Source organism: Conexibacter sp. SYSU D00693, assembly GCF_017084525.1.
Taxonomy (GTDB): Bacteria; Actinomycetota; Thermoleophilia; order Solirubrobacterales; family Solirubrobacteraceae; genus Baekduia.
The window spans coordinates 4,299,779-4,323,184 of record NZ_CP070950.1 but is presented as its reverse complement, the minus strand read 5'-3'; the positions used below and the strand labels follow the sequence as shown (position 1 = coordinate 4,323,184).

Here is a 23,406-nt window from a genome sequence, read left to right as displayed (position 1 = left end):
TCGCGCTAGACGGCCTGCGGCGACGGCATCGCGCCGTCGGCGTGGCGCGGCGGGGCCGCCTCGGGACCGCCCTCGTCGCCCTGCGTCAGGTTGCCGGTGGCCGGGCGCAGGTCCTCGTCGAGGCCGCGCAGGTAGCGGTCGGCCATCCGGGCCGCCTGGCGACCCTCGTTGATCGCCCACACGATGAGCGACTGGCCGCGGCGACAGTCGCCGGCGGCGAAGACGCCCTGCTCGGAGGTCTCGTAGGTCGAGGCCTTGACGTTGCCGCGCTGGTCCTTGGCCAGGCCGAGGCCGTCGATGAGCTCCTGCTCGGGGTGCAGGAAGCCCATGGCCAGGAGCACGAGGTCGGCCTTCAGCGCACGCTCGGTGCCGGGCAGCGGCGGACCGAACGGGTTGGCCGGGTCGGCGTCGGCGACCATGAGGGCGCTGACCTGCCCGTCCTCGCCGACGAAGCGCTGCGTCGTGACCGCGTAGTCCTGCTCGCCCTTGTGGGTGGCCTCGGCCTCCTCCATGGCGTAGCTCTTGCGGTACTTCATCGGCCACAGCGGCCACGGGGTCTTGTCGTCGGGACGGTGCGCGGGCGGCTTGGGCAGGACCTCGAGCTGGACGACGTCGATCGCGCCCTCGCGGATCGAGTTGCCCACGCAGTCCGCACCGGTGTCGCCACCGCCGATGACGACGACGTGCTTGCCCTTGGCGGTGATCTCGCCGGGGGCGCCGTCGGCGGAGGCCACCTGGCGGTTGCGGACGTAGAGGTAGTCCATCGCCGGGTGGATGCCCGAGAGCTCGCGGCCGTCGACCGGCAGGTCGCGCGGCACGCGCGAGCCCGTGGCGAGCACGACGGCGTCGAAGCCCTCGAGGTCGCCGGCGCCCACGTCGGTGTTCAGCCGCAGGTCGACGCCCTCGTCGACGAGCTGCTGCACGCGGCGCTCGATGACCCACTTCTCGATCTTGAAGTCCGGCACGCCGAAGCGGATCAGCCCGCCCGCGGCCTCGTCGCGCTCGAACAGCGTGACCGTGTGGCCGGCGCGGCGCAGCTGCTGGGCGGCGGCCATGCCGGCCGGGCCCGCGCCGACGACCGCGACGGTGCGGCCCGTCTCGCTCCTGGGCGGCTGCGCGACGACCCAGTCGTTGTCCCAGGCGTGGTCGATGATCGAGTTCTCGATCTGCTTGATGGTGACCGCGTCGCCCTCGCGGATCTCGAGCACGCACGAGGCCTCGCACGGCGCGGGGCACAGGCGGCCCGTGAACTCCGGGAAGTTGTTCGTGGCGTGCAGCTGGCGGATCGCGTCCTGCCAGCGGCCGCGGTAGACGAGGTCGTTCCAGTCCGGGATGAGGTTCCCGAGCGGGCAGCCGTTGTGGCAGAAGGGCACGCCGCACTCCATGCAGCGCGCGCCCTGCGCGGCCAGCTCGTCGTCCGAGCGGTGGACGACGAACTCCTTGAAGTCGCCGACGCGCTCGGCGGGGTCCCGGTACGGGACGCCCGAGCGCTCGATCTTGAGGAAGCCTCCGAGCTCACCCATGTCTACTCACCGTCTCCCTGGCGGACGCTCGGAGCGCCGACGACGTCGACGCGCTCCTCCTCGAACTCGTCAGCACGCGGCGGCTGGGCCGACGCCTGCTCCTCCTGCGCGGCCAGCTCGGCCAGCACGCGCTTGTAGTCGGCCGGGAAGACCTTGACGAACTTCCCGCGCAGCGCCTCCCACTCGTCGAGCACGCGCTGGCCGACGGTGGAGCCCGTGCGGCGCACGTGCTCCTCGACCAGCGTGCGGCACTCGATCGCGTCGGCCTCGTCGAGCTCCTCGAGCTGGTCGAGCATCGCCGGGTTCACGCGCGTGCGGAACCGGTCGTGCTCGTCCAGGACGTAGGCGATGCCGCCGCTCATGCCGGCGGCGAAGTTGCGGCCGGTGTCGCCGAGGACGACGACGCGCCCGCCGGTCATGTACTCGCAGCCGTGGTCGCCGACGCCCTCGACGACGGCGCTGGCGCCCGAGTTGCGCACCGCGAAGCGCTCGCCCGCGAGGCCGCGGAAGAACGCGCGTCCGGCCGTCGCGCCGTACAGCAGCGTGTTGCCGACGATGACGTTCTCCTCCGGCTTGAAGGAGACGCCGTCGGGCGGGGTGACCGACAGGATGCCGCCGGACAGGCCCTTGCCCGTGTAGTCGTTGGCGTCGCCGACGAGGCTGAACGTCACGCCGGGCGCGAGCCAGCCGCCGAAGGACTGGCCGGCCGAGCCGGTGAAGGCGACCTTGATCGAGTCCTCCGCCAGGCCCTCGGCGCCGTGCTGGGCGGCGATGCGCGAGCTCAGCATGCCGCCGACGCAGCGGTTGACGTTGCGCACCGGCGAGGTGATCTCGACCGAGCGGCCCTCGTCGAGCGCCGGGCCGGCCTGCTCGATGAGCGTGTGGTCGAGGTGGTCGTCGAGGACCGGGGGCGGCGGCTGGAGCCGGCGGCGCGGAGCCTCGGGGTCGACGCCCTCGGGGAAGTGCAGCAGGTGGCCGAGGTCGACGCCCCGGGCCTTCCAGTGCTCGATCGCCGCGTCGGCCTGCAGGAGCTCGACGCGGCCGACGAGGTCCTCGAACCGGCGGATGCCGAGCGAGGCCATGATGCCGCGCACCTCCTCCGCCACGAAGAAGAAGAAGTTGACGACGTGCTCCGGGACGCCCTGGAAGCGCTTGCGCAGCTCCGGGTCCTGCGTCGCGATGCCCACCGGACACGTGTTGAGGTGGCAGGCGCGCATCATGATGCAGCCCGTCGCGATCAGCGGCGCGGTGGAGAAGCCGAACTCGTCGGCGCCGAGCATCGCGGCGATCGCGACGTCGCGGCCCGTCTTGAGCTGGCCGTCGGTCTGCACCCAGATGCGCTGGCGCAGGTCGTTCTTGAGCAGCGTCTGCTGGGTCTCGGCCAGGCCGATCTCCCAGGGGACGCCCGCCGAGACGATCGACGACAGCGGCGAGGCGCCGGTGCCGCCGTCGTGGCCGGCGATCACGACATGGTCGGCGTTGGCCTTGGCCACGCCGGCCGCGACCGTGCCCACGCCGACCTCGGCCACGAGCTTCACCGAGACCGACGCGCGCGGGTTGGCGCAGCGCAGGTCGTAGATGAGCTGCTTGAGGTCCTCGATCGAGTAGATGTCGTGGTGCGGCGGCGGGGAGATGAGGCCCACGCCGGGCGTCGTGTGACGCACCGAGCCGATGTACTTGTCGACCTTGTGGCCGGGCAGCTGGCCGCCCTCGCCGGGCTTGGCGCCCTGGGCCATCTTGATCTGCAGCTGGTCGGCGTTGACCAGGTAGTGGGCGGTCACGCCGAAGCGCCCGGAGGCCACCTGCTTGATCGCCGAGCGGCGCAGGTCGCCGTTGGCGTCGGGCTGGAAGCGCCGCGGGTCCTCCCCGCCCTCGCCCGTGTTCGAGCGCCCGCCGAGGCGGTTCATGGCGACGGCCAGCGTCTCGTGGGACTCGGTCGAGATGGAGCCCAGCGACATCGCGCCGGTCGCGAAGCGCTTGACGATCTCCTGGGCCGGCTCGACCTCCTCGAGCGGCACGGCCTGCTGGTCGGTGCGGATCTGCAGGAGGCCGCGCAGCGTGGCCTTGCGGGCGGCGTGCTCGTTGATGAGCTTCGCGTACTCGTCGTACTTGCGCTGGGCCTCGTCGGCGTCGGTGACGCGGACGGCGTGCTGGAGCGCGGCGATCGTCTCCGGGTTCCACTGGTGGTGCTCGCCGTCGCGGCGCCAGGCGTAGACGCCGCCGACGGGCAGCAGCTCCTCGTCGGGGACCGCATACCCACGCGCGTGGCGGTCCAGCGCCTCCTGGGCGAGGACCGGCAGGCCGACGCCGCCGATGCGCGAGGCGGTGCCCTGGAAGTGGCGGTCGATCAGGTCCTTCTCGAGGCCGACGGCCTCGAAGATCTGGGCGCCGTTGTAGGACTGGATGGTCGAGATCCCCATCTTGGAGATCGTCTTGAGCAGGCCCTTGCCGATCGCCTTGACGACGTTCTTCTCGGCGGTCTCGACGTCGTCGCAGCCCGCGACGCGGCCGGCGTCGACGAGCTCGTCGACCGACTCGAACATCACGTACGGGTTGATGGCGCTGGCGCCGAACCCCAGGAGCGTCGCGAAGTGGTGGACCTCGCGCGGCTCGCCGGACTCGAGGACCAGGCCCGCGCGCAGGCGCGTGCCCAGGCGCACGAGGTGGTGGTGCACCGCGGCGACGGCCAGCAGGGACGGGATCGCGCAGCGGTCCTCGGAGACGGCGCGGTCGCTGAGGATGAGGACGTTGGCGCCGACCCCGATGCCGTCGTGGGCCTCGTCGCACACGTTGGCCAGGCGGGCGAGCATGCCCTGCGGGCCCTCGCTCACCGGCCAGGTGATGTCGATCGTGTGCGTGCGGAAGTACGGGTGGTCGACCTGGCGCAGCGTCTCGAGCTCGGCGTTGCGCAGGATCGGCTGGTCCATGACCAGCTGGCGGGCGTGCTCGGGCGTCTCGGCCAGCAGGTTGTGCTCGGCGCCGACGCCGGTGCCCAGCGACATGACCACGGCCTCGCGGATCGGGTCGATCGGCGGGTTGGTGACCTGCGCGAAGAGCTGCTTGAAGTACGAGAACAGCGGCGGGCGCTGGTCGGAGAGCACCGCGAGGGCGTTGTCGTTGCCCATGGAGCCGATGGGCTCCTCGCCGGCCTTGGCCATCGGGGCGAGCAGGACGCGCTCGTCCTCCTGCGAGTAGCCGAAGGCGAGCTGGAGGCGGCGCAGCGGCTGCTCGAGCGGGGCGGCCTCCTTGGCCTCGAGGTCGGCGAAGTGGACGACGTTGTCCTCGTACCACTGGCCGTAGGGGCGCTGGGTCGCGACGGCCTTCTTGACCTCGTCGTCCTCGACGATCCGGCCCTGCTCGAGGTCGACGAGGAACAGCTTGCCCGGCGCGAGGCGGCCGAGGCGCACGACGTTGTCGGGCTCGACCGGCAGCATGCCGGTCTCCGAGCCGAGCATGACGAAGCCGTCCTTGGTCTCGCACCAGCGGCCGGGGCGCAGGCCGTTGCGGTCCAGGGTGGCGCCGACGACGGTGCCGTCGGTGAAGCAGACCGAGGCGGGGCCGTCCCAGGGCTCCATGAGGCACGAGTGGAACGCGTAGAAGCCCTTGAGGTGGTCGGGCAGGTCGTCGCGGTCCCGGTAGGCCTCCGGGATCATCATCATCGCCGCGTGCGGCAGCGACCGGCCGCCGAGCATGAGCAGCTCGAGGACGTTGTCGAAGGTCGCCGAGTCCGACCCGCCGGGGCGCACGACCGGCAGCACCTTCTGGAGGTCGAGGCCGAAGAGCTCGGAGGCGAGCTCCGACTCGCGGGCCCGCATCCAGTTGATGTTGCCCATGAGCGTGTTGATCTCGCCGTTGTGGGCGATCACGCGGAACGGGTGGGCGAGGTCCCAGCTGGGGAACGTGTTCGTGCTGAAGCGCGAGTGCACGAGGGCCAGCGCGCTCTTGAACCGCTCGTCCTGCAGGTCGGGGTAGAACCCGCGGACCTGGTGGGAGATGAGCATGCCCTTGTAGACGATCGTGCGCGACGAGCACGACGGGGCGTAGAAGTCCGGCCCGGCGGCGAGCTCGACGATGCGCCGGATGACGTAGAGCTTGCGCTCGAAGGCCTGCTGGTCGCCCTCGAAGCCGGGGCCGGCCTCGATGAAGAGCTGCTTGACGTACGGGCGCGAGCGGTTGGCCGTCTCCCCCACGAACTGCTCGTCGACCGGCACGTCGCGCCAGCCGAGGATGCGCTGGCCCTCGACGCGGACGTTGGTCTCGACGAGCTCCTCGACCTTGCGGCGGAGGTCGGGGTCGTGCGGCATGAAGCACATGCAGACGCCGTAGCGACCCTGCTCGGGCAGCTCGAAGTCCACGACCGAGCGGAAGAACTCGTGCGGGAGCTGGGTGAGGATGCCGGCACCGTCGCCCGTGCGGACGTCGGCGCCCTCGGCACCGCGGTGCTCGAGGTTGTCGAGCGCCGTCAGGGCGTTGACGATGACCGCGTGCGAGGGCTGGTTGTCCAGCTTCGCGATCATCGCGACGCCGCAGGCGTCGTGCTCGTAGGTGGGGTCGTACAGGCCGTCGGCCTGCGGCAGTCCGAAGTTCTTCATGTGGTGTCCCGTGGCGGCCCTGGGGCACGTGAGCGGAGCCGCCGAGTGTACCGGGCCAGGGTCCCGCTCGCGCCCCAGCCCTACACGCGCGTACGTGATCACGTACAGCTGGGCCGGGGTGGCTGGACCGGTGGTCCGAGGGGTCGATCGAGGGTCGTCGGAGGGTCGTGGACGGGGTGGTGGGACGCAAGACGCGCATGGGCGCGCGAACCGGACACGCACGAGCGATGTGCGAGGCGGGGCGCCGCGGGATGTGCGCGGACCCATCCGTCGGCGGATCGCCCCGCCGTCCCGGGGTCGATCCGCCAATCGATGGCCCGGACTCCCTGGGCCACCGCGACCCTGTCATTCCCGGCGTGCCACGCCGGAGATGACAGGGTCAGCGCGCCCGACCCGCCCGCAACCTCCACGACGGCGGAGGACGCGACCGCGGGCGGCTCCCCGCACCGCCCACGGAGGACGCGACCGCGGGCGGCTCCCCTTCCCTCACTGCCGAACAGCGATCGCCACCCTGTCGATTCCGGCGTCCCACGCCGGAGATGACAGGGTCACCGCGCCCGACCCGCCCACGGCCCCCACGACGACCGCCCACGCGGGACTCCTCCACGACCGCCCACGAACCGCGACCCGCCCCCAGACGCACGACAGGCCGCCATCGTGGCGGCCTGACGCGCATGTGTGGGGGAGGTCATCGCATCCGCCGAAGGGGGTCGGCGTGTCATCGACGCGACGGTCTCGAGGTCGGGGGTCTGCCGACCTCGAGCGCCTCATCCCCCCGGGCACGCGCGTTGAAACCAGCGTTGCGCCGGTGGTGTCGGGCGGCGTGCCGCGGCAGCGCTTGCATATGCTGCGCCGCCCCCGCTGACACGGGTGGTTGAACTGCCCTCCCAGCGGGCAGGAACCACCGGGTCACCACCAGGGGGGCAGGGCGCCGCATGCACGACGACGGACCAGACCAGCACACGCCGGACTTCGAGCTCCGGGTTCCCGCGCGCGCGGAGAACGTCGCCGTGGTCCGCCACGCCGTGGGTGGTCTGGGTGACGCGCTGGACGTCCCCGACGGAGTCCTCGCCGACATCAAGCTCGCCGTCACCGAGGCGTGCACGAACGTCGTGGTGCACGCCTACCCCGAGGGCGACGGGCCGATGATCGTGTCCGGCGCGCTCGCCGACCGGCGGTTGACGCTCGTCGTCGCCGACGAAGGCCAGGGCATGGTCCCGCGCCCCGACTCCCCCGGTCTGGGCCTCGGCCTCCCGCTGATCGCCACGCTGGCCGCCTCCCTCGAGCTCGGCAGCGCCGGCGCCGGCTCGGAGGTGCGCATGACCTTCGACCTCGACGCCACCCGCGAGACCGCCGGAGAGGCCGCGTGAGCGAGCAGAGCGGCCACGCGCTCCCCGGGCCCGACAACGAGGCGACGATCCGCGTCCGCGACGAGCGCCTGCTCGGCCCGGTCCTCGGCCGCGTCGTCGGCATGCTCGCCGCCCGCGCGAACTTCCCGGTCGACCGCCTCGACGACGCCCTCCTGGTGACCGACGCGATCGCCGCCCACGGCCCCGAGAACGCCGGCGACGACGACCTCGGCGTGACCGTCACGACCGAGGACGGCGCCCTGCGCCTCCGGGTCGGGCCGCTGCGCGACGGCGGCCCCAGCGCGATGCTGCAGGCGGCCGTGCTGCCGTCCGTGGGCAACGTCTTCGAGCGCCTGGCCGACGACGTCACGGCCGACGACGAGCACCTCGTCATCCACGTCGCGGCCCGGTGACCCGCAAGGCACCGGCAACCGTCGGCGGCTTCGGCGAGCTGACGCTCCAGGTCCGTGACCGCCCGGCGATGGAGCGCTTCTACGAGCAGGTCGTCGGCCTCGAGCGCCTCGCCCGCGAGGACGACCGCACGTGGCTGGCGGCCGGCGAGGACGCGCGCCTGGGGCTGTGGCTGCCGGGCGAGAAGGAGTTCGGCGACGAGGGCGGCGCCCACGTGCACTACGCGTTCTCCGCGACGCCCGAGCAGCTCGACGCGCTCGTGCGCCGTCTGCAGGAGCAGGCCGTCGACCATCGCGGGCCCGTCGAGCACGACGGCGGCGACCGCTCGATCTACTTCGAGGACCCCGAGGGCAACGTCGTCGAGGTCTGGGACATCTTCGGGCGCGGGCGCGACGTCGACGCCCTCGCATCGTGAAAGACTAGGAGCACCCCATGGCACCCGAGTTCGGCCTATCCAGCGAGCCCGCCGACGGCGACCGCCACGTCGTCGCCGTGCGCGGCGAGATCGACCTGTTCACCGCGCCCGAGATGAAGTCCGCCCTCGGCGACGCGATCGAGGCCGGGCGCACGAAGATCGTCGTCGACCTGTCCGAGACGACGTTCCTCGACTCGACCGCGCTCGGCGTCCTGATCGGCACGGTCAAGCGCCTGCGCTCGCGCGACGGTCGCCTGACGATCGTCAACACCGACGCGTCGATCGCCAAGACCTTCGAGATCACCGGCCTCGACCAGATCTTCACGATCCGCGGCACGCGCGACGAGGCGCTCGCCGCGCTCGACGAGGCCGAGTCCTCCGCCGCCTAGCCGTCCCTCCGGGTCGGCCCTAGGCCGACTCGAGCAGGTCCAGCACCGCCGCCTCGACCGGTCCCTGGATCGCCGTCCCGTCGCCGTCGGCGCCCAGGGCCGGCAGCGCGTGGCGGATCGTCTCGCCGTCGTGGAAGCGGTCGATGACGCGCGGGTCGATGTACGACGCCCGCGCGACGGCCGGCGTGTTGCCCAGGTAGTAGGCGACCTCCTTGACCGCGCGCGTGACCGTCCGCTTGCGCGCGGTCTTCGACGTCGGCTCCTCGGCGACCGCCAGGGCGACCGCGCACACGACCGTCGCGCCCCAGGTGCGGAAGTCCTTGGCCGTCACGTCGACGTGGGTGATGTCCCTGAGGTACGCGTTGATGTCCGCGCTCTTGACGTCGCGCCAGCGACCGCCGTCCTTGTAGGCCAGCAGCTCGGGCGAGCCGCCACGGCGGCGCTTGAGCGTCGCCAGGAGCTCCGCGACCTGCGGGTCGATGACCGCCTGGATGCGGCGCTTGCCGTGCTTGGCGGGGTAGTCGAAGCGCAGGACGTCGCCGTCGACCCGGCAGTGGCGCTTGTGCATCGTCGCCAGGCCGTAGGTCTCGTTCTTGACGGCGTAGTCCTCGGAGCCGATGCGGAAGAAGCCGCGGTCCAGGAGCCGCACGGCCGCGGCGAGGACGTGGCGGGCACTGAGGTCGCCGCGCGCCAGGTCGTCGGCCACCGCCTCGCGCATCCGCGGCAGCTCGCGGGCGAAGGCGACCATGTCGTCGAACTTCGCCTGGTCGCGGCGCTCGCGCCAGCGCGGGTGGTAGAGGTACTGCTTGCGCCCCTTCTGGTCGATGCCCGTGGCCTGGATGTGGCCGCCCGGGTACGGGCAGATCCACACGTCCTCCCAGGCGGGCGGGATGACGAGCTCGTGGATGCGCGTGAGGACCTCCTGCTCCTCGATGCGCATCCCCTCCTCGTCGAGGTAGGTGAAGCCGCGGCCCTGGCGCCGTCGGCGCAGTCCAGGTCCGGTGCAGTCGACGCGGCGCAGGCGTCCGGGGCTCGGCGCGGCGATCGCTGCCACGCCGGGCGACTACCCGGACTTCGTGGTCTTCTTGCGCCCGGACCCCGAAGACGTCGTCTTGGGCTTGTCCGTGGTGGCCTTGGGCTTGCGGGCCGGGGCCTTCTTCTTGGCGCCCGCGGCGGGCTTGGCCTCGTCCTTGTCGCCCGTGCGCTCGCGCACCGCGTCCAGCGACGCCTTCAGCGCGCTCATGAGGTCCGGCACCGGCGCGGACTCCTCCTCGCGCTCGGGCTGCACCACGATCTCCTCGCCGGCGGCCTTGCGCTCGATGAGCGACAGGACCTCCTCGCGGTAGGTGTCGTGGTACTTGTCGGGCTCCCAGTCGCCGGCGAGCGAGTCGACGAGCTGCTTGGCGATGTCGAGCTCGCGCTTGGTCGTCTTGACCTCGTCAGCCGACGGGACCTCGTCGAGCTTGTCGGGGTCGACGACCTCGTCGGGGAACAGCATCGTCGCCATCCCGAGCACGTCCCCCATCGGGCGCAGCGCGACGAGGTTCTCCTTGGAGCGGATGACCACCCGCGCGATCGCGACCTTGCCCGTCTCCTCCATCGCGTCGAGCAGCAGGCGGTAGGGCTTGGCCCCGCCCGCGCCGGGCGCGAGGTAGTACGGGTGGTCGTAGAAGACCGGGTCGATGTCCGCGAGGTCGACGAAGTCCTCGATGTCGATCGTCTTCGTCTTGACCGGGTCGAGCGCCTCGAGCTCGCCCGGCTCGATGACGACGTAGCGGTCGGGCGAGAGCTCGTAGCCCTTGACCAGGTCCTCGTAGGCGACCTCGTCGCCCGTGCTGGGGTCCACCCGCTTCTGGGCGATGCGCACGCCCGTCTTGCTGTTGAGCTGGTGGAACCGCACCGTCTTGCGCTGGACGGCGCTGTACATCTTCACGGGGACCGTGACCAGCCCGAAGCTGATCGCGCCGGTCCAGATCGAGCGCGGCATCAGCTGGAGGATGCCCGAACCGGGGTCCGGGCACCCTCCGCGCAACCGTCGTTGCGTCGCGTCCGCTAGGCGTGCCCGGCCGCGACGTCCTGCTCGATGCGCGCGTCGCGGCCGCTCGGGCGCTGGCCGCCGTGCTTGCCCTCGCAGAACTCCTCGATCGCCTTCGCGCTGAACGCCGGGATGTCGTCGGGCTTGCGCGAGGTGACCAGCCCCTGGTCGACGACGACCTCCTCGTCCACCCACTCGGCGCCCGCGTTGCGCAGGTCGGTCTTCAGCGACGGGAACGAGGTCATGCTCCGGCCGCGGACCACGTCAGCCTCGGCGAGGATCCACGGCGCGTGGCAGATGGCCGCCACGGGCTTGCCCGCGTCGAAGAACGCGCGGACGAACCGCACCGCGTCCTCGTCGGCGCGCAGGAAGTCGCCGTTGGCCACGCCGCCCGGGATCAGGACGCCGTCGAAGTCGTCGGCCGAGCAGTCGGCGACCGCCTTGTCGGCGGTGAACGTGTCGGCCTTGTCGAGGTGGTCGAAGCCCTGGAACTCGCCCTCCTCGAGCGACACCAGGGTGATCTGGGCGCCCTCGGACTCGAGCGCCTTGCGCGGCTCGACGAGCTCGACCTGCTCCACGCCCTCCGTCGCGAGGATCGCGATCTTCTTGCCTTCGAGCTTGCTCATGCCAGCCGGGCTTCCCGCTGTGGCGGCCGGTTGCACGCGGGGTGGCGTGGGTAGTCGCAAGACCATGTCCGCCACAGTCCGCAGTGCGTCCCAGGGGATCCTCTCCGACGACAAGACGGCCGAGCGCGAGCAGATCATCGAGCTGCTCAAGAAGGCCTACTGGATGGAGATCGAGACGGTGATGAGCTACATCACGAACTCGGTCAACCCGGACGGCGTGCGCGCCCAGGAGATCATCGAGTCCCTCCAGACCGACATCCAGGAGGAGCTCGGCCACGCGCAGCAGTTCGCCAACCGCATCAAGGAGCTCTACGGCGTGGTCCCGGGCTCGATGGACTTCACGCCGGAGCAGAACTACCTCCAGCCGCCCTCGCAGCAGACGGACATCGTCCACGTCATCAAGGGCGTCATCGAGGCCGAGACCGGCGCCATCGAGCACTACAACCGCATCATCGAGGTCACCGAGGGCGTCGACCCCGTGACCAACGACATGGTGATCGCGATCCTCCGCGACGAGGAGGGCCACCGCCGGCTCTTCGAGGGCTTCCTGCGCGAGTACGAGAAGGAAGGTCTCGCCTAGCGCAGTCCAGTCCGCACGCCGCGCGCAAGGGCGCGGCGGGGCGGTTCGTCGAGGCGAAGGGCCCGCTGCACAGCGGGCCCTTCGTGCGTCCTAGACCGTCTCGGGCGCCGGCGGCTGCTCGGGCTGGGGCGCGTCGGGGCCGTCGGGCTGCGGGGGCGGCGGCTCGTCGGGCACGGCGGGCGTGACCGGCTCCTGCGGCGCCGGGACGTCCGGGCCCTGCGGGTTGCCGGGACCGCCGGGCGGCGGCGCCGGCTCCGGGGTCGGGACGGTCGGCGCCTCCGGGACGACGGGCTGGGCCGGCTGGACCGGCTGCGGGACCTCGAGGGTGACCATGTCGCTGACCTCCCCGCGGGGCCCGGGCGTCAACCGCCCAGCGGCGTGTCGTCCAGCGTCTGGCGCAGCTCCTCGATGGACTCGACGACGCGCTCGGCGCCCGCCTCGAGGAGCTCCTCGTCGCTGAAGCCGCCGGTGCGCACGGCGATCGTCTGGATGCCGGCGCGCTTGGCGGCGATGCAGTCCCAGGTCGAGTCGCCGACCATCACCGCCTCCTTCGTCCCGGCCTTCTCGAGGGCCGCGAGGACGAGGTCGGGCTCGGGCTTGGTCGACTCGACGTCGGCGGACGTGGTCCAGGCGTCGGCGAGCTCGCGCGCGTCGAGCAGCTCGAGGTAGTGGTCGACCTCGTCGGCCTTCGCCGAGGACGCCAGGACGATCGTGTGGCCCCGTGCCTTGAGGTCCTCCAGCAGCGCGCGGGCGCCGCGCAGCGGCTCGACCTCCTCGATCATCGCGAGGTACAGCGCCTTCTCCGCGCTGCGGATGTCGTCGCCGTCGCGCTCGTCGACCTCCGCGTCGGTGAGCGTCGACACGAGCTGGTCGCCGCCCATGCCGATGCTGCGGTGGATCTTGTGCAGGGGGATCACGTGGCCGTGCTGGCGGAAGGCACGGAACCACGCGACGGCGTGGTGGTAGTTCGTGTCGACGAGCGTGCCGTCGATGTCGAGGATGGCCGCGGGGCGGGTCAAGGGCAGGTCACCAGGCGGGAGAGCTACCCGCCCGACGCGCGAGACCCACGCCGAACCACAACCAGGCCAGGACGAGCACCACGCCGGCGGTGACCACGCCCACCGTCGCGCTCTCGTAGAGGACGTCCACCACGAGCAGGACGGCGGCGGAGAGCGCGAGGGCCAGGAGGGCGAGGCCGACGATGGCCTGCCGCGTGGCGGTCCTGATGAGCCGTGGCTTGTCGCCCTGGCGGAAGACGACCCGGTGGTAGGCCACCGGCGCCATGAGGAAGGCCGTGGCGCCCGCCGAGAGCAGCAGCGCCACGAGGTACGTCGTCCGCTGGAACTCCGTGATGTCCGCGAAGCGCTGCTGGAACGGGACCGTCAGCAGGAACGCGAAGAGGACCTGGACCCCCGGCAGCGCGACGCGCAGCTCGTTGAGCAGCTCGAGGAGCTCCCGGTCCAGCCGTTCGCCCTCGTCCTCGTCGCGCCGGGCCTGCTCGCGCGTCACCTCCATGGCGACGCACGTGCTTCCCGGCGCGTGGGGGCGCTACGCGGCCTGGGGCATCGTCAGCCGCTCGCGCAGCTCGTCGACCGAGCGGCGCAGGAGGCGGGAGACGTGCATCTGCGAGATGCCGACCTCCCCGGCGATCTCGCGCTGGGTCAGGCCCTCGACGTAGCGCAGGCGCAGGATGAGCCGCTCGCGCGGGGCCAGCTCGACGAGGCCGTCGCGCAGCACGACCCGGTGCTCGGCCTGCTCGAAGCCCTCGTCCGGCCCGCCGATCGCCTCGTGCGCGCCGGCGCCGTCGACGAGCGGCTCGTCGAGCGAGAGCGTGCGGTAGGCGTCGCCGGCGGACAGCGCCTCGAGGACCTGCTCCTCGTCGGCGTTGGTGGCCTGGGCGAGCTCGGTCACGGTGGGGGCGCGACCGAGGTCGTTCGTGAGGGTCTCGCGCACGCCGGTGAGGCGGCCCGAGAGCTCCTGGACGTCGCGCGGGACGCGCAGCATCCAGCCGCGGTCACGGAAGTGGCGCTTGAGCTCGCCGGCGATGGTCGGCACGGCGAACGTCGAGAACTTCACCTCGCGCCCGACGTCGAAGCGGTCGATGGCCTTGAGCAGGCCCACGCAGGCGACCTGCTCGAGGTCGTCCAGCGGCTCCCCCTTGCCGGCGTAGCGGCGGGCGAGGCTGCGCGCCAGCGGCAGCATGCGCGCCACGAGCTCCTCGCGGGCCAGCACGTCGCGATGCACGTGCCAGCGGATGAGCAGCTCCCGGTCGTCGTCCACCGCCGGCGGCGTGCTGCTGATGATGTCGGTCACGTCGGTGCCCTCCCCGAAGGCTGGTCGTCCGTCCTGCGCTCGGCCCCCTTGGCGTCACGCACGACCGTCTCTCTGAGAGGGGGAACGCCGTGGCCGGCCGCTGGTTGGCCGGTGGCGAGATTGACACTTCCGGTAGTCCGTGCGCGGACATCGGCGGGGTCGGACGGCCGGTCTGCGGCGGCTAGCGGTCGGCCGCGTCGCGCAGCCGCGTGAGCGATCGGCGGATGAGCCGGGAGACCTGCATCTGGGAGACGCCGACGATCCGGCCGATCTCCTCCTGGGTCAGGTCCTCCTCGAAGCGCAGGCGCAGGATCTCGCGCTCCCGGGGGGCGAGGACGTCGAGCAGGGCCGAGATCGTGGCGCGGTGCTCGGCCAGCTGGAAGCCGTCCTCGGCGGTGCCGATCGTGTCGCCGAGCGTGTCGCCCTGCTCGTCGTCGCTGCCCCGCGGGGACTGCAGCGACGTCGCGCGGTGCGCGGCGCCGGCCTCCAGGGCCTCGAGCACGTCCTCCTGCGAGGCGCCGACGCGCTGGGCGAGCTCCGGGACCGTCGGCGCGCGGTGCAGCTCGCGCTGGAGCTCGCCGAGCGCCCGCTCGACCTTGAGGGCGAGCTCCTGGAGGTCGCGCGGCACGCGGACCGACCAGGTCTTGTCACGGAAGTGGCGGCGCAGCTCGCCGAGGATCGTCGGGACCGCGTAGCTCGAGAACGCCACCTCACGCGAGGCGTCGAAGCGGTCGATGGCCTTGACGAGGCCGAGGCTGGCGACCTGGACGAGGTCCTCGAAGGGCTCGTCGGCGCGGTCGTAGCGCCGCGCGAGCTTGCGCGCGAGCGGCAGGAAGCGGCGCACGAGCTCGTCGCGCAGCTGCGGGTCCTGCGTGCGCTGGAAGCGCTGCAGGAGGACCTTGTCCTCGCGCAGCCGGGCCTGAGCCCCCTGGTCGATGTCCGCCCCGTTCACCCTCTCGCTCCTTGCGAAGATCGGGCCGACGGGGTCTGGGCCGGTCCGTCAGCCAGTATAAGCAGCACCAGTGGACGAGCCCGCCGCATCGACGACCGGCCTGCGCGTGCTCGCCGCCGACGAGGACCACGAGGCCCTCCAGCGCTTCGGGGTGCTGGTCGAGAGCCTGGGCCACGAGGTGATCGCCACCGCCGTCGACCTCGCCGAGACGACCGAGGTCATCGCCCGGGAGGACCCTGACCTGTCGGTGGTCGTCGTCCATGAGGACGACGAGCACGCGCTCGCGCTCATCGAGGAGGTCGGGGCGTTCGCCCGCGGCCCGGTGATCGCCATGCTCGAGGAGGAGGACGCGGTGTTCGTCGCCCGCGCGGCCGACCGGGGCATCGCCGCGTGGGGCCGGCCGACGAGCGCCGAGGCGCTGCAGAGCGCCATCGAGGTCGCGCTGCGCCGCCACGCCGAGCTCGAGCGGCTGTCGGGGGAGGTCGCCCAGCTGCAGTCGGCGCTCGAGCGCCGGGCGGTCATCGAGCGCGCCAAGGGGATCCTGATGGAGCGCCATGGGCTCGCCGAGCGCGACGCCTTCGAGCGCATCCGCAGCCACGCCCGCTCGGGCTCCATCCGGGTGGTGGACGTCGCCCAGCGGGTCGCCGAGCGCGAGCTCGAGCTCTGACCCGCGATCAGTAGAGCGCGGCGGCGCGCCAGGGCGGCGCATGCGCGTTCCTCGCCTCGGGCACCACGGAGCGCGATGGCCGCCCAGCCCGCCCCCCACGTCGCCGGCGGCGACGCGCACCGGCTTCCGTCGTCGCGCACCGTCGACGCGCCGCCCGCCGCCCGGCTGTGGCCCGCGGCCAAGCGCGCCTTCGCGCAGTTCCGCGCCGACCAGCTGACCGACCGCGCCGCGTCGATGACGTACTACGCGATGCTCGCGCTGGCACCGACGCTCGTCGCGGCGGTCTCGATGTTCGGGCTGGTGGCGGACCCGCAGACCGTCACGAACTTCGTCGACTTCCTGGCCCGCCAGGGGACCGACGTGAACACCCAGCGCACGGTCAACGAGATGATGAGCAAGATCATCGAGTCCTCCGGCGGCGCGGCTGGAGCGACCTTCGTCATCTCGCTGCTCATCGCGCTCAACGGCGCCTCGGGGGCGTTCAGCGCCGCCGGCCGCGGCCTCAACGACGTCTACAACGTCGAGGAGGACCGCTCGTTCGTGCGCCACAAGCTCCAGGACGTCGGCCTCACCCTCGCCGTGCTGGTGCTCCTGCTGGCCGTCGTGGTCGCCGTCTTCCTCGGCGGCGGCATCGCCGAGGACCTCGCCGGCGAGATCGGCCTCGGCTCGGCGGCGGTGACGGTGTGGAACATCGCGCGCTGGCCCATCGCCGCCGTGCTCGGCCTGGTGATCGTCGCCCTCGTCATGGCCTTCGCGCCCGACATCAAGCCGCGCAAGATCCGCTGGCTCACGCCCGGCGCGGTCGGCTTCATCGTCCTGTGGCTGCTGGCCTCGCTGGCCTTCGGCTTCTACGTCAGGACCTTCGGCTCGTACGCCGCCTACGGCGCGGTCGGCGCCGCGGTGGTGCTGCTGCTCTACATCTGGCTGACGTGCTGCGTCTTCCTCCTCGCGGCCGAGCTCAACGCCGAGATGGAGCGCCAGGAGAGCGCGGGCCGCGGCGGCCCGCCGTTCGTCAGCCCCCCGCCGTCGGCGCCAGGGTCCGTGACTCCGGGTGGAGGCACAGCGCCCGGCGCCCCGGACAGCTGAGGCAGAGCCCGACGTGGGGCTCGGCCGCGACCGGGAACCGGCCGGCCAGGAGCCCTTCCGCCAGCGCATGGAGCTCGCGCTCCAGGCGCGGCGCGTCGTCCTGCGAGACCCGCAGGACGACCGGTGCCTCCGGGCGGTCGAGGTACAGGTGGGCGACCTCGACCGCCGGAGCCCCGGAGCGCAGCGCGGCCAGCGCGTAGATCCGGCGCTGGGTGCCGTAGGCGCGCTCGACGTGGTCCTCGACGTCCGCGGCGGGGTCGAGGTCGTCGGTCTTGTAGTCGACGACGAGCGCGGTGCCGTCCTCCTCGCGGGCCAGCACGTCGACCACGCCGTTGACCAGCGGGCCGGCGGCGCCGTCGGTCTCCAGGGCGAAGGCGAAGCGGTGCTCGCGGCGCAGGGAGCGCGCCGCCCCCAGGCGGGCGCGCAGCGACGAGCCGAGGAAGGCCCGGACCAGGCGCTGCACGTCGGCGACCGCGGCGTCGTCGAGCTCGACCTCGTAGGCCTCGGCCAGCGTCCTGATCGCGGCCGGGTGCGGGACGGCGGGCCTCGCGAGGTCGAGCGTCTCGAGCAGCTCGTGGACGATGGAGCCGCGGGTGCGGGGGTCCAGGCCACCGGGCGCGGCCTCGGGCAGCGTCGTGCTCGTCGTCGCGAGCATCTCCTGGACCGCGGGCGGGACCTCGGTCTCCGGCGGCAGGCGCAGGACGCGCTCGAGGTACCAGCGGTACGGGCACTGGGCGTAGGCCGACAGCGACGAGTAGCTCAGCGTCGCCACGCCGGCCGGCGGCGGCGCCGGCAGCTCGGGCAGCGCGGCGGCCCCGCCGACGCCCAGCGCGAGCTGCTCGGCGGGCTGGCGCGGGGCCGGCGAGTCCGCGTCCAGGCGCAGCACCTCCCCCACCGTGTCGGGCGCGTTGCGCACGAGCCGCACGCGCGCCTGGTGGCCGTCGCGCTCCCAGACGACCTCCTGGTCGGCGGCCTCGCGGAGCCGCGCGTCGACGCGCGGCACGAGGGCCGGGGCGAGCCAGCCGATGGGCGCCGTGCCGTGCTCGCCCGGCTCGGGCCACTTCGCGAGGTCCACGGCCCCCGCGACGACGAGCAGCTCCTCGGCGCGCGTCATCGCGACGTAGTGCACGCGCTCGTCCTCGCGGCGCTCGCGGTCGCGCAGCGCGCCGCGCAGCTCGGCGAGGGCCAGCGCGTCGGCGCGCCCGCCGCGGACGTCGACGAGCTTCAGGCCGACGCGGCCGTCGGGCGAGACGGCCAGCTCAGGCGAGGACAGCTGCGGCTTGCGGCCGAGGTCGGCGCACACGACGACGGGGAACTCGAGCCCCTTCGAGGCGTGCATGGTCATGAGCCGCACGGCGTCGCTGTCGCCCAGCTCGACGACCGCCTCGGCCTCGCGCGCCTGGTCCTCGACCTCCTTGGTCGCGACGTCGATGAAGGCGCGGACGTCGCGGCCGCGGCGCAGCTCGAACTGCGCGGCCATCCGCGCGAGCTTCAGGACGTTGGCCAGCCGGCGGCGGCCGTCGGGCAGGCCGAGGACGTGGAGGTCGTAGCCGCGGTCGACGACCGCGCGCTCGAGCAGCTCGTCGAGCCCCAGGCGCGGCGCGGCCGCGCGCTGGGCGCAGAACCAGGCACCGAACTCCTGCAGCCGGCGCGCGTCGCCGGGTGGCATCGCGGCGAGGACGTCGTCGGGCGCCTCGAGCGCCTCGTGGCGGCGGCCGGGCCGGCGCGCGGCGCCGATCGCGACGAGGCCGTCCGGGGAGATCGACGCCAGCGGCGAGGCCAGCAGCGACAGCAGCGCGGGCTCGTCGCGCGGGTTGGCCAGCGCCGCGAGGTGCGCGCAGAGGTCGAGGACCTGGCGGCGGGCCCAGAAGCCGCCGGCGCCGGCCGCGAGCGTCGGCAGGCCGACGTCGCGCAGCGCCTGCTCGTAGGTCGCCATGTCGCTGGCCGCCCGGGTGAGGACGACGACGTCGCGCGGCTCGAAGCCGCCGCCCGCGAGCAGGTCGGCGACGCGCTGGGCCACCAGGCGCGCCTCGGCGCAGCGCCACGTGCGCTCGGCGCTCAGGCCGTCGCCGACGGCGGCGGCGAGCTGCGGGTCCTCGTCCCACCCCTCCGTGTCGGTGACCAGCAGCTCGACCCGCGGTCCGTCGACGGGCCGGCCGCGCTCGGGCGCCCGGCCGCCGGCCAGCGGCGTGAAGCCGCGCCCGTGCACCTGGGTGAAGGCGGCGTTGACCGCCCCGAGGACCTCGGGGGCGCTGCGGAAGTTGCGCGCGAGCGTGGCGGTCGCGCCCTGCTCCCCCAGCCGGCGGCGTTCGGCCCGGAAGACCTCGACGTCGGCGTGGCGGAAGCCGTAGATCGACTGCAGCTCGTCGCCCACGACGAACGTGTGGCCGCTGTCGAGCAGGCGCAGGAGCTCGAGCTGCAGCGGGTTGGTGTCCTGGAACTCGTCGACCATCACCCGCTGGAAGCGCCGGCGGTAGGCGGCGGCGACGGCGGGCTCGTCGCGCAGCAGGTCGCGCGTGAGCAGCTCGAGGTCGTCGAAGTCGACGGCGCCGGCGGCGCGCTTGGCCGCGGCGTAGGCGTCGGCGTAGCGGCCCAGGAGCTCGTCCAGCAGGCCGAGGTCGTGGTGGGCGCGGTGCGCGCCGACCGCGTCGCCGTGGCGGTCGAGCTCGTCGAGGAAGGCCGCGCAGTCGGCATGGCCCAGCGCCTTGACGTTGCCCGGCTTGAAGCGCGCGGCCTCGACGGCCCCCGGGTCCAGCGCGCCGCGCTCGAGGGCGCGCAGGCAGCGCTCGACCTTCTCGCGCGCGCTCACGACGCGCTGGCCGTCGCCCTGGCCCTCCAGGTGCGCGAGCGCGCGCCGGGCCGCGCCCGTGAGCGTGGCCGGGTCGGGCAGCGGCGCGGGCGGCACCTCCGGCAGCCGCGGGCGGGTCTGCCCGCGCGAGCGCAGCTCGCCGTGCACGGCCTCCACCATGTCCTGCAGCCGGTCGGGCGTCCGGGCGGCGACGAGGTCCAGCGCCTCGGCGCGGTGGCCGTTCTGCGCCTCGTCGAGGAAGCCGGCCAGCGCGCGCTCGAAGGCGTCCTCGCGCAGCCCGCGCGCCTCGCGGTCGTCCAGGACGCGGAAGGCCGGGTCGAGGCCTGCCGCGATGGCGTGCGCCTTGAGCACGCGCATGCAGAAGCCGTGGACGGTCGAGATCCAGGCGCCCTCGGCCTCGGTGGCCAGCTCACGCTCGCCGAGCTCGGTGAACCGCGCGCGGACGCGGGCGCGCAGCTCGCCGGCCGCCTTCTCCGTGAAGGTGATCGCCAGGACGTTGCCGGGGCGGACGTCGTCCTCGGTGGCGAGGCGCACGAGGCGCTCGACGAGGACCGTCGTCTTGCCCGAGCCCGCGTTGGCGGCGAGCAGCAGCGGGCCGGAGCGGCGCTCGACGGCGGCGGCCTGCTCGTCGGTGAGCTGCCGCGCCGGCGCGGCGGTGGCGCCGGGCGTCACTGCGACGCGACCTCGGCGCGGCAGATCGACGGGTACTGGCAGCCCTGCGGGCCACAGCTGTGCGGGCGTGCCTCCAGCTTGCCGGCGCGGATCTCGCGCACCGCGGTGCAGGCCGCCTGCGTGCAGGCGTCGAGGACCGCGTCGACCTCCTCGTCGGGGCGGCGGTCGCCGCGGGTGAGGCGCAGGCCGGGGTCGCTCCCCGCGCGCAGCACGCCGCGGGCGATGGGCGCCGACGCGTTGAGCGGCTGGTAGAAGCCGCCGGCGGCGCGGAGGCCGAGCAGGTGCTCGACGGCGAGCATGTAGAGGCCCACCTGCAGCTTGCCCTGCTCGCCCCAGTCCGCCGGGCGGGGCGCGGTGCGGCCCTTGTAGTCGTAGACGATCGCCTCGGTGCCGCCGGGGCCGAGGTCGAGGCGGTCGATCCGGCCCTGGAGCCTGAGCTCGCCGTCGAGGAGCTCGAGGGCGGGCAGCGGGTCGTCGTGGCCGCCGAAGCGCAGCTCGAAGCGCTCGGGGGTGAACGTGCTGCCGGCGTGCGCGGCGTGCTCGAGGCAGGCGACGAGGTCGACCTCGAGGCGGCGCAGCGCGGAGCGCAGGCGCTCGGGGTTGACCGAGATGCGGAAGTGCTCGGCGTGCTCGTCGAGGGCCTCCCGCAGGAGCGCCCGGGCGCGCGGGAGGCCCTGCGGCGTGAGCCCGTGGCCGGCCTCGGTCAGCGCCTTGAGCGCGTCCTCGAGCACCTGGTGGGCGAGGCTGCCGCGTACGAGCGGCTCGGGGTCGGGGACGAGCGTCTCGGGCCGCAGCTGGCGCTCCACGAGCCAGCGGACCGGGCAGGCCGCCCAGGCCTCGAGGCCGGACGCCGACCACGACGGGCGGTCGCGCAGCGCCTGCAGGACGGGCTCGTGGCGCAGCGGCGGGATCGGCGCCTCGGCGACGGCGGGGCGCTGCGCGGCGGCGGCCCGCGCGGCGTCGTGCTCGGTCGGCGCGTCGCCGGCCGCCCACCCGGCCTCTCCGAGCTCGCGGCGCTCGGCCTTGGCGACGAGGTCGCCGCGCAGCAGGTCGCAGACGTCGTCCACGAACGGGGAGCGCGCGAGGGGCTTGCCCTCGTCGTCGGCGTCGTGCCACGAGAGGACGAGCAGGTCGGTGGGCCGCGAGACGGTGACGTAGAGCAGGTGGCGCTCGGCGGCGAGGCGGTCCTCGTGCAGGCGCAGCCGCAGGCCCGAGGCGGCGTTCACCTCGCGGCGCTCCTCGTCGCCGAGGAACGGCTCGGGGCGGCCGGGGGCCGGGAAGACGCCCTCCTGGAGACCCATGCAGAACAGCGCGCGGACGCGGCGGGCGCGCAGCTGCAGCGGGGTGGCGACGGTGACGCGACCGGGGCCGGGCGGGTCGCCGAGGTGGACGTCGAGGCGGGCGAGCAGGCCGGCGAGGCCGGCGGCGTCGGGGACGAGCTCGGGCGGCAGCCCACCGAGCTCGCGCAGCGCCGAGCGCAGCCGGGCCGCGACCTGCGCGTCGGCCACCTCGGAGCCGTCGAGCACGCGCGCCTGGCGCCGCCACGGCGCGGCGAGCAGGGCCGCTGCCTCACCCGCCAGGCGCTCGCACAGCTCCTTCGGCCCGCGCTGTGCCGCGGCGGCGACGCGGTCCAGAGCGTCGAGCGGCCAGCGGGACTGCTCCCAGATCGCCCGGGCCTCGGCGACGGTGCGAGCGCCCTCGCGCCGGCAGGTCGCCTCGAGCTCGTCGGCGAAGGCGGGCACCTCGAGCAGGCCGGGCGCGCGCAGCCAGGCGAGGAGGTCGTCGGCGGTCCCCTCCCCGGTGGCACAGCGCAGCAGCGCGACGACGGCGCGCCCGAGCGCGGTGTGGCCGGCGGGGACCGGGCGCTCGATCGCGGCCGGCACGCCCGCGGCGCGCAGCACCTGCTCGAGCAGCGGCGCCGCGTCGCGCAGGCCGCGGTGGACGATCGCCACGTCGTCGGGCGCGAGCCCCTCGCGGGTGATCAGGCGCTTGACGTGGCCGGCGACGAGCTCGGCCTCGGCCCGCTCGCCGCCGCCCGCCAGGCAGCGCACGGCGCCGCCCGCGGCGACCTTCTTGGCCTTGGGCTCGAGCAGCGAGCGCTCGACGTGGTGCAGCGCGACGCGCGCGTGCGGCGCGTAGTGGTCGTCCTGGGCCGGCAGCGTGCGCTCGGTGGCGCCCAGGGCGAGGAGGTCGGCGTGCGTCCGGGCGCGCGCCTTCGTCGCCTCGCGGCCCGCCTCGAAGGTCAGCGCGAAGGTGACCTCGGCGCCCGCGTGGTTGGCGAGCGTGTCGATCGCGTCGAGCTGCAGCGGCTCGAGGTCGTCGAAGCCGTAGAAGAGCACCGGCGTGGAGCCCCAGGTGTGCGGCGCCAGGCGCAGCGCGTCGAGCGCCGCGCCGGCCGCGAGGTCGTCGTCCTTGCGCCCCAGGCGCTCGAGGACGCGGCGGTAGCCGGCGTAGAGCGCGCTGACCTCGTCGCCGTAGGCGCGGCGGCCCTCGTCGTCGCCCGCCCAGTCACGCAGCGCGCGGGTCAAGCGGGGCGGGTCGATGCGGCCCTGCTCGAGCTCGGCGACCAGGCGCAGCAGCGCGGCGGGGAAGCCGTCGGTCGCCGCCGCGGGCGCGAGGCGGTCGAGCGTCGCCGCCGCCGTGGCGGCCACCGCCGCGCGCTCGCGCGCCAGGCGGCCCAGCGGGCGCTCGCGCACCCCCGCGCGCCGCCCGACCTCCCGGGTGAGCCAGGCGAAGCGCAGGACCTGCGCGCCGAAGACGACGCCGCCCTCGGCGAGCTCGCGCCGGTAGCGCTCGACGTCCGCGAACGTCGGCACGACGAGGATCGGGTCGCGGTCCTGGTCGCGGCGCATCGCGTCCAGGACGACGCCCGCCTTGGCGGCGTTCGCGGGGCCGGTGACGAGCTCGAGTGGCATCGGGGGCCGCACATGGTCGCGCGGCGCCAGGACGTCCTGACGCGGGTCCTGACCACGCATGGCGGCGAGGTC

The 23,406-nt window shown here is 73.9% G+C and carries 19 protein-coding genes; 7 read left to right on the top strand and 12 right to left on the bottom strand.

Going from position 1 to position 23,406, the window contains the following annotated elements; genetic code table 11:
• Positions 1-5: 5 nt before the first annotated feature.
• A complete protein-coding gene (locus JUB12_RS21295) occupies positions 6-1,523 on the bottom strand; it encodes a glutamate synthase subunit beta (RefSeq protein WP_205697446.1) in 1,518 nt (505 codons plus the stop codon).
• A 2-nt stretch (positions 1,524-1,525) separates the two neighbouring features.
• Positions 1,526-6,115: a glutamate synthase large subunit gene (gltB, locus tag JUB12_RS21290; protein WP_205697445.1), complete on the bottom strand. Its 4,590-nt coding sequence runs from the start codon at positions 6,113-6,115 to the stop codon at positions 1,526-1,528.
• A gap of 935 nt (positions 6,116-7,050) precedes the next feature.
• Here gltB and JUB12_RS21285 point away from each other — a divergent pair.
• Genes JUB12_RS21285 through JUB12_RS21270 form a run of 4 tightly spaced genes read left to right on the top strand, consistent with a single transcriptional unit; the run spans position 7,051 to position 8,679 of the window.
• Complete coding sequence (locus JUB12_RS21285) at positions 7,051-7,485, top strand: ATP-binding protein (protein WP_205697444.1); 435 nt, start codon at positions 7,051-7,053, stop codon at positions 7,483-7,485.
• Positions 7,482-7,877, top strand: a complete 396-nt coding sequence (locus tag JUB12_RS21280) for a hypothetical protein (RefSeq protein WP_205697443.1) — start codon at positions 7,482-7,484, stop codon at positions 7,875-7,877. Before JUB12_RS21285 ends, JUB12_RS21280 begins: the two co-directional genes overlap by 4 nt.
• Positions 7,874-8,290, top strand: a complete 417-nt coding sequence (locus tag JUB12_RS21275; RefSeq protein ID WP_205697442.1) for a VOC family protein — start codon at positions 7,874-7,876, stop codon at positions 8,288-8,290. The genes JUB12_RS21280 and JUB12_RS21275 overlap by 4 nt, the downstream gene beginning before the upstream one ends.
• Before the next feature lie 17 nt (positions 8,291-8,307).
• Entirely contained in the window at positions 8,308-8,679 is a 372-nt protein-coding gene (locus JUB12_RS21270; RefSeq protein ID WP_205697441.1) for an STAS domain-containing protein, read from the top strand.
• Positions 8,680-8,698: 19 nt separating this feature from the next.
• Here the strand turns inward: JUB12_RS21270 and JUB12_RS21265 are convergent, their stop codons facing one another.
• The 3 genes from JUB12_RS21265 to JUB12_RS21255 all read right to left on the bottom strand — a co-directional run bounded on the left by JUB12_RS21265 (position 8,699) and on the right by JUB12_RS21255 (position 11,340).
• Entirely contained in the window at positions 8,699-9,733 is a 1,035-nt protein-coding gene (locus tag JUB12_RS21265) for a DNA topoisomerase IB (protein ID WP_241004348.1), read from the bottom strand.
• 9 nt (positions 9,734-9,742) lie between these two features.
• On the bottom strand, positions 9,743-10,666 hold the full coding sequence (locus JUB12_RS21260) for a Ku protein (RefSeq protein ID WP_205697440.1): 924 nt from the start codon (positions 10,664-10,666) through the stop codon (positions 9,743-9,745).
• Positions 10,667-10,731: 65 nt separating this feature from the next.
• Complete coding sequence (locus tag JUB12_RS21255) at positions 10,732-11,340, bottom strand: type 1 glutamine amidotransferase domain-containing protein (protein WP_205697439.1); 609 nt, start codon at positions 11,338-11,340, stop codon at positions 10,732-10,734.
• Positions 11,341-11,404: 64 nt separating this feature from the next.
• On the opposite strand from JUB12_RS21255, the gene JUB12_RS21250 reads away from it, so the two are divergent.
• On the top strand, positions 11,405-11,920 hold the full coding sequence (locus JUB12_RS21250; RefSeq protein WP_205697438.1) for a ferritin-like domain-containing protein: 516 nt from the start codon (positions 11,405-11,407) through the stop codon (positions 11,918-11,920).
• A 90-nt stretch (positions 11,921-12,010) separates the two neighbouring features.
• On the opposite strand, the gene JUB12_RS21245 is transcribed toward JUB12_RS21250, so the two are convergent.
• The 5 genes from JUB12_RS21245 to JUB12_RS21225 form a co-directional block, all read right to left on the bottom strand.
• Positions 12,011-12,253, bottom strand: a complete 243-nt coding sequence (locus tag JUB12_RS21245) for a hypothetical protein (RefSeq protein WP_205697437.1) — start codon at positions 12,251-12,253, stop codon at positions 12,011-12,013.
• A gap of 29 nt (positions 12,254-12,282) precedes the next feature.
• Entirely contained in the window at positions 12,283-12,939 is a 657-nt protein-coding gene (locus tag JUB12_RS21240) for an HAD family hydrolase (protein WP_205697436.1), read from the bottom strand.
• Positions 12,940-12,946: 7 nt separating this feature from the next.
• Positions 12,947-13,435, bottom strand: a complete 489-nt coding sequence (locus JUB12_RS21235; RefSeq protein WP_205697435.1) for a DUF6328 family protein — start codon at positions 13,433-13,435, stop codon at positions 12,947-12,949.
• 33 nt (positions 13,436-13,468) lie between these two features.
• Positions 13,469-14,233, bottom strand: a complete 765-nt coding sequence (locus JUB12_RS21230; protein ID WP_241004347.1) for a SigB/SigF/SigG family RNA polymerase sigma factor — start codon at positions 14,231-14,233, stop codon at positions 13,469-13,471.
• A 181-nt stretch (positions 14,234-14,414) separates the two neighbouring features.
• Positions 14,415-15,185: a SigB/SigF/SigG family RNA polymerase sigma factor gene (locus JUB12_RS21225; RefSeq protein ID WP_205697434.1), complete on the bottom strand. Its 771-nt coding sequence runs from the start codon at positions 15,183-15,185 to the stop codon at positions 14,415-14,417.
• Positions 15,186-15,255: 70 nt separating this feature from the next.
• Here JUB12_RS21225 and JUB12_RS21220 point away from each other — a divergent pair, with 70 nt between their 5' ends.
• Positions 15,256-15,852 carry an ANTAR domain-containing response regulator gene (locus JUB12_RS21220; RefSeq protein ID WP_205697433.1) on the top strand — a complete coding sequence of 199 codons (597 nt, stop codon included), beginning with the start codon at positions 15,256-15,258 and terminating at the stop codon, positions 15,850-15,852.
• A 75-nt stretch (positions 15,853-15,927) separates the two neighbouring features.
• Positions 15,928-16,938: a YihY/virulence factor BrkB family protein gene (locus JUB12_RS21215; RefSeq protein WP_205697432.1), complete on the top strand. Its 1,011-nt coding sequence runs from the start codon at positions 15,928-15,930 to the stop codon at positions 16,936-16,938.
• On the opposite strand, the gene JUB12_RS21210 is transcribed toward JUB12_RS21215, so the two are convergent.
• Together JUB12_RS21210 and JUB12_RS21205 are read right to left on the bottom strand one after the other, a co-directional pair.
• Positions 16,865-20,419: an exodeoxyribonuclease V subunit beta gene (locus tag JUB12_RS21210; RefSeq protein ID WP_205697431.1), complete on the bottom strand. Its 3,555-nt coding sequence runs from the start codon at positions 20,417-20,419 to the stop codon at positions 16,865-16,867. The two genes, JUB12_RS21215 and JUB12_RS21210, sit on opposite strands and share 74 nt — an antisense overlap.
• Entirely contained in the window at positions 20,416-23,334 is a 2,919-nt protein-coding gene (locus JUB12_RS21205) for a PD-(D/E)XK nuclease family protein (RefSeq protein ID WP_205697430.1), read from the bottom strand. The genes JUB12_RS21210 and JUB12_RS21205 overlap by 4 nt, the downstream gene beginning before the upstream one ends.
• Positions 23,335-23,406: the final 72 nt, after the last annotated feature.

Excerpts from the sequence above, each read along its gene's own strand:
- JUB12_RS21285 (WP_205697444.1), top strand. The coding sequence starts at position 7,051 with ATGCACGACGACGGACCAGACCAGCACACGCCGGACTTCGAGCTCCGG.
- JUB12_RS21255 (WP_205697439.1), bottom strand. The coding sequence starts at position 11,340 with ATGAGCAAGCTCGAAGGCAAGAAGATCGCGATCCTCGCGACGGAGGGC.
- JUB12_RS21215 (WP_205697432.1), top strand. The coding sequence starts at position 15,928 with ATGGCCGCCCAGCCCGCCCCCCACGTCGCCGGCGGCGACGCGCACCGG.
- JUB12_RS21235 (WP_205697435.1), bottom strand. The coding sequence starts at position 13,435 with ATGGAGGTGACGCGCGAGCAGGCCCGGCGCGACGAGGACGAGGGCGAA.
- JUB12_RS21245 (WP_205697437.1), bottom strand. The coding sequence starts at position 12,253 with ATGGTCACCCTCGAGGTCCCGCAGCCGGTCCAGCCGGCCCAGCCCGTC.
- JUB12_RS21270 (WP_205697441.1), top strand. The coding sequence starts at position 8,308 with ATGGCACCCGAGTTCGGCCTATCCAGCGAGCCCGCCGACGGCGACCGC.
- gltB (WP_205697445.1), bottom strand. The coding sequence starts at position 6,115 with ATGAAGAACTTCGGACTGCCGCAGGCCGACGGCCTGTACGACCCCACC.
- JUB12_RS21260 (WP_205697440.1), bottom strand. The coding sequence starts at position 10,666 with ATGCCGCGCTCGATCTGGACCGGCGCGATCAGCTTCGGGCTGGTCACG.
- JUB12_RS21250 (WP_205697438.1), top strand. The coding sequence starts at position 11,405 with ATGTCCGCCACAGTCCGCAGTGCGTCCCAGGGGATCCTCTCCGACGAC.
- JUB12_RS21205 (WP_205697430.1), bottom strand. The coding sequence starts at position 23,334 with ATGCCACTCGAGCTCGTCACCGGCCCCGCGAACGCCGCCAAGGCGGGC.
- JUB12_RS21295 (WP_205697446.1), bottom strand. The coding sequence starts at position 1,523 with ATGGGTGAGCTCGGAGGCTTCCTCAAGATCGAGCGCTCGGGCGTCCCG.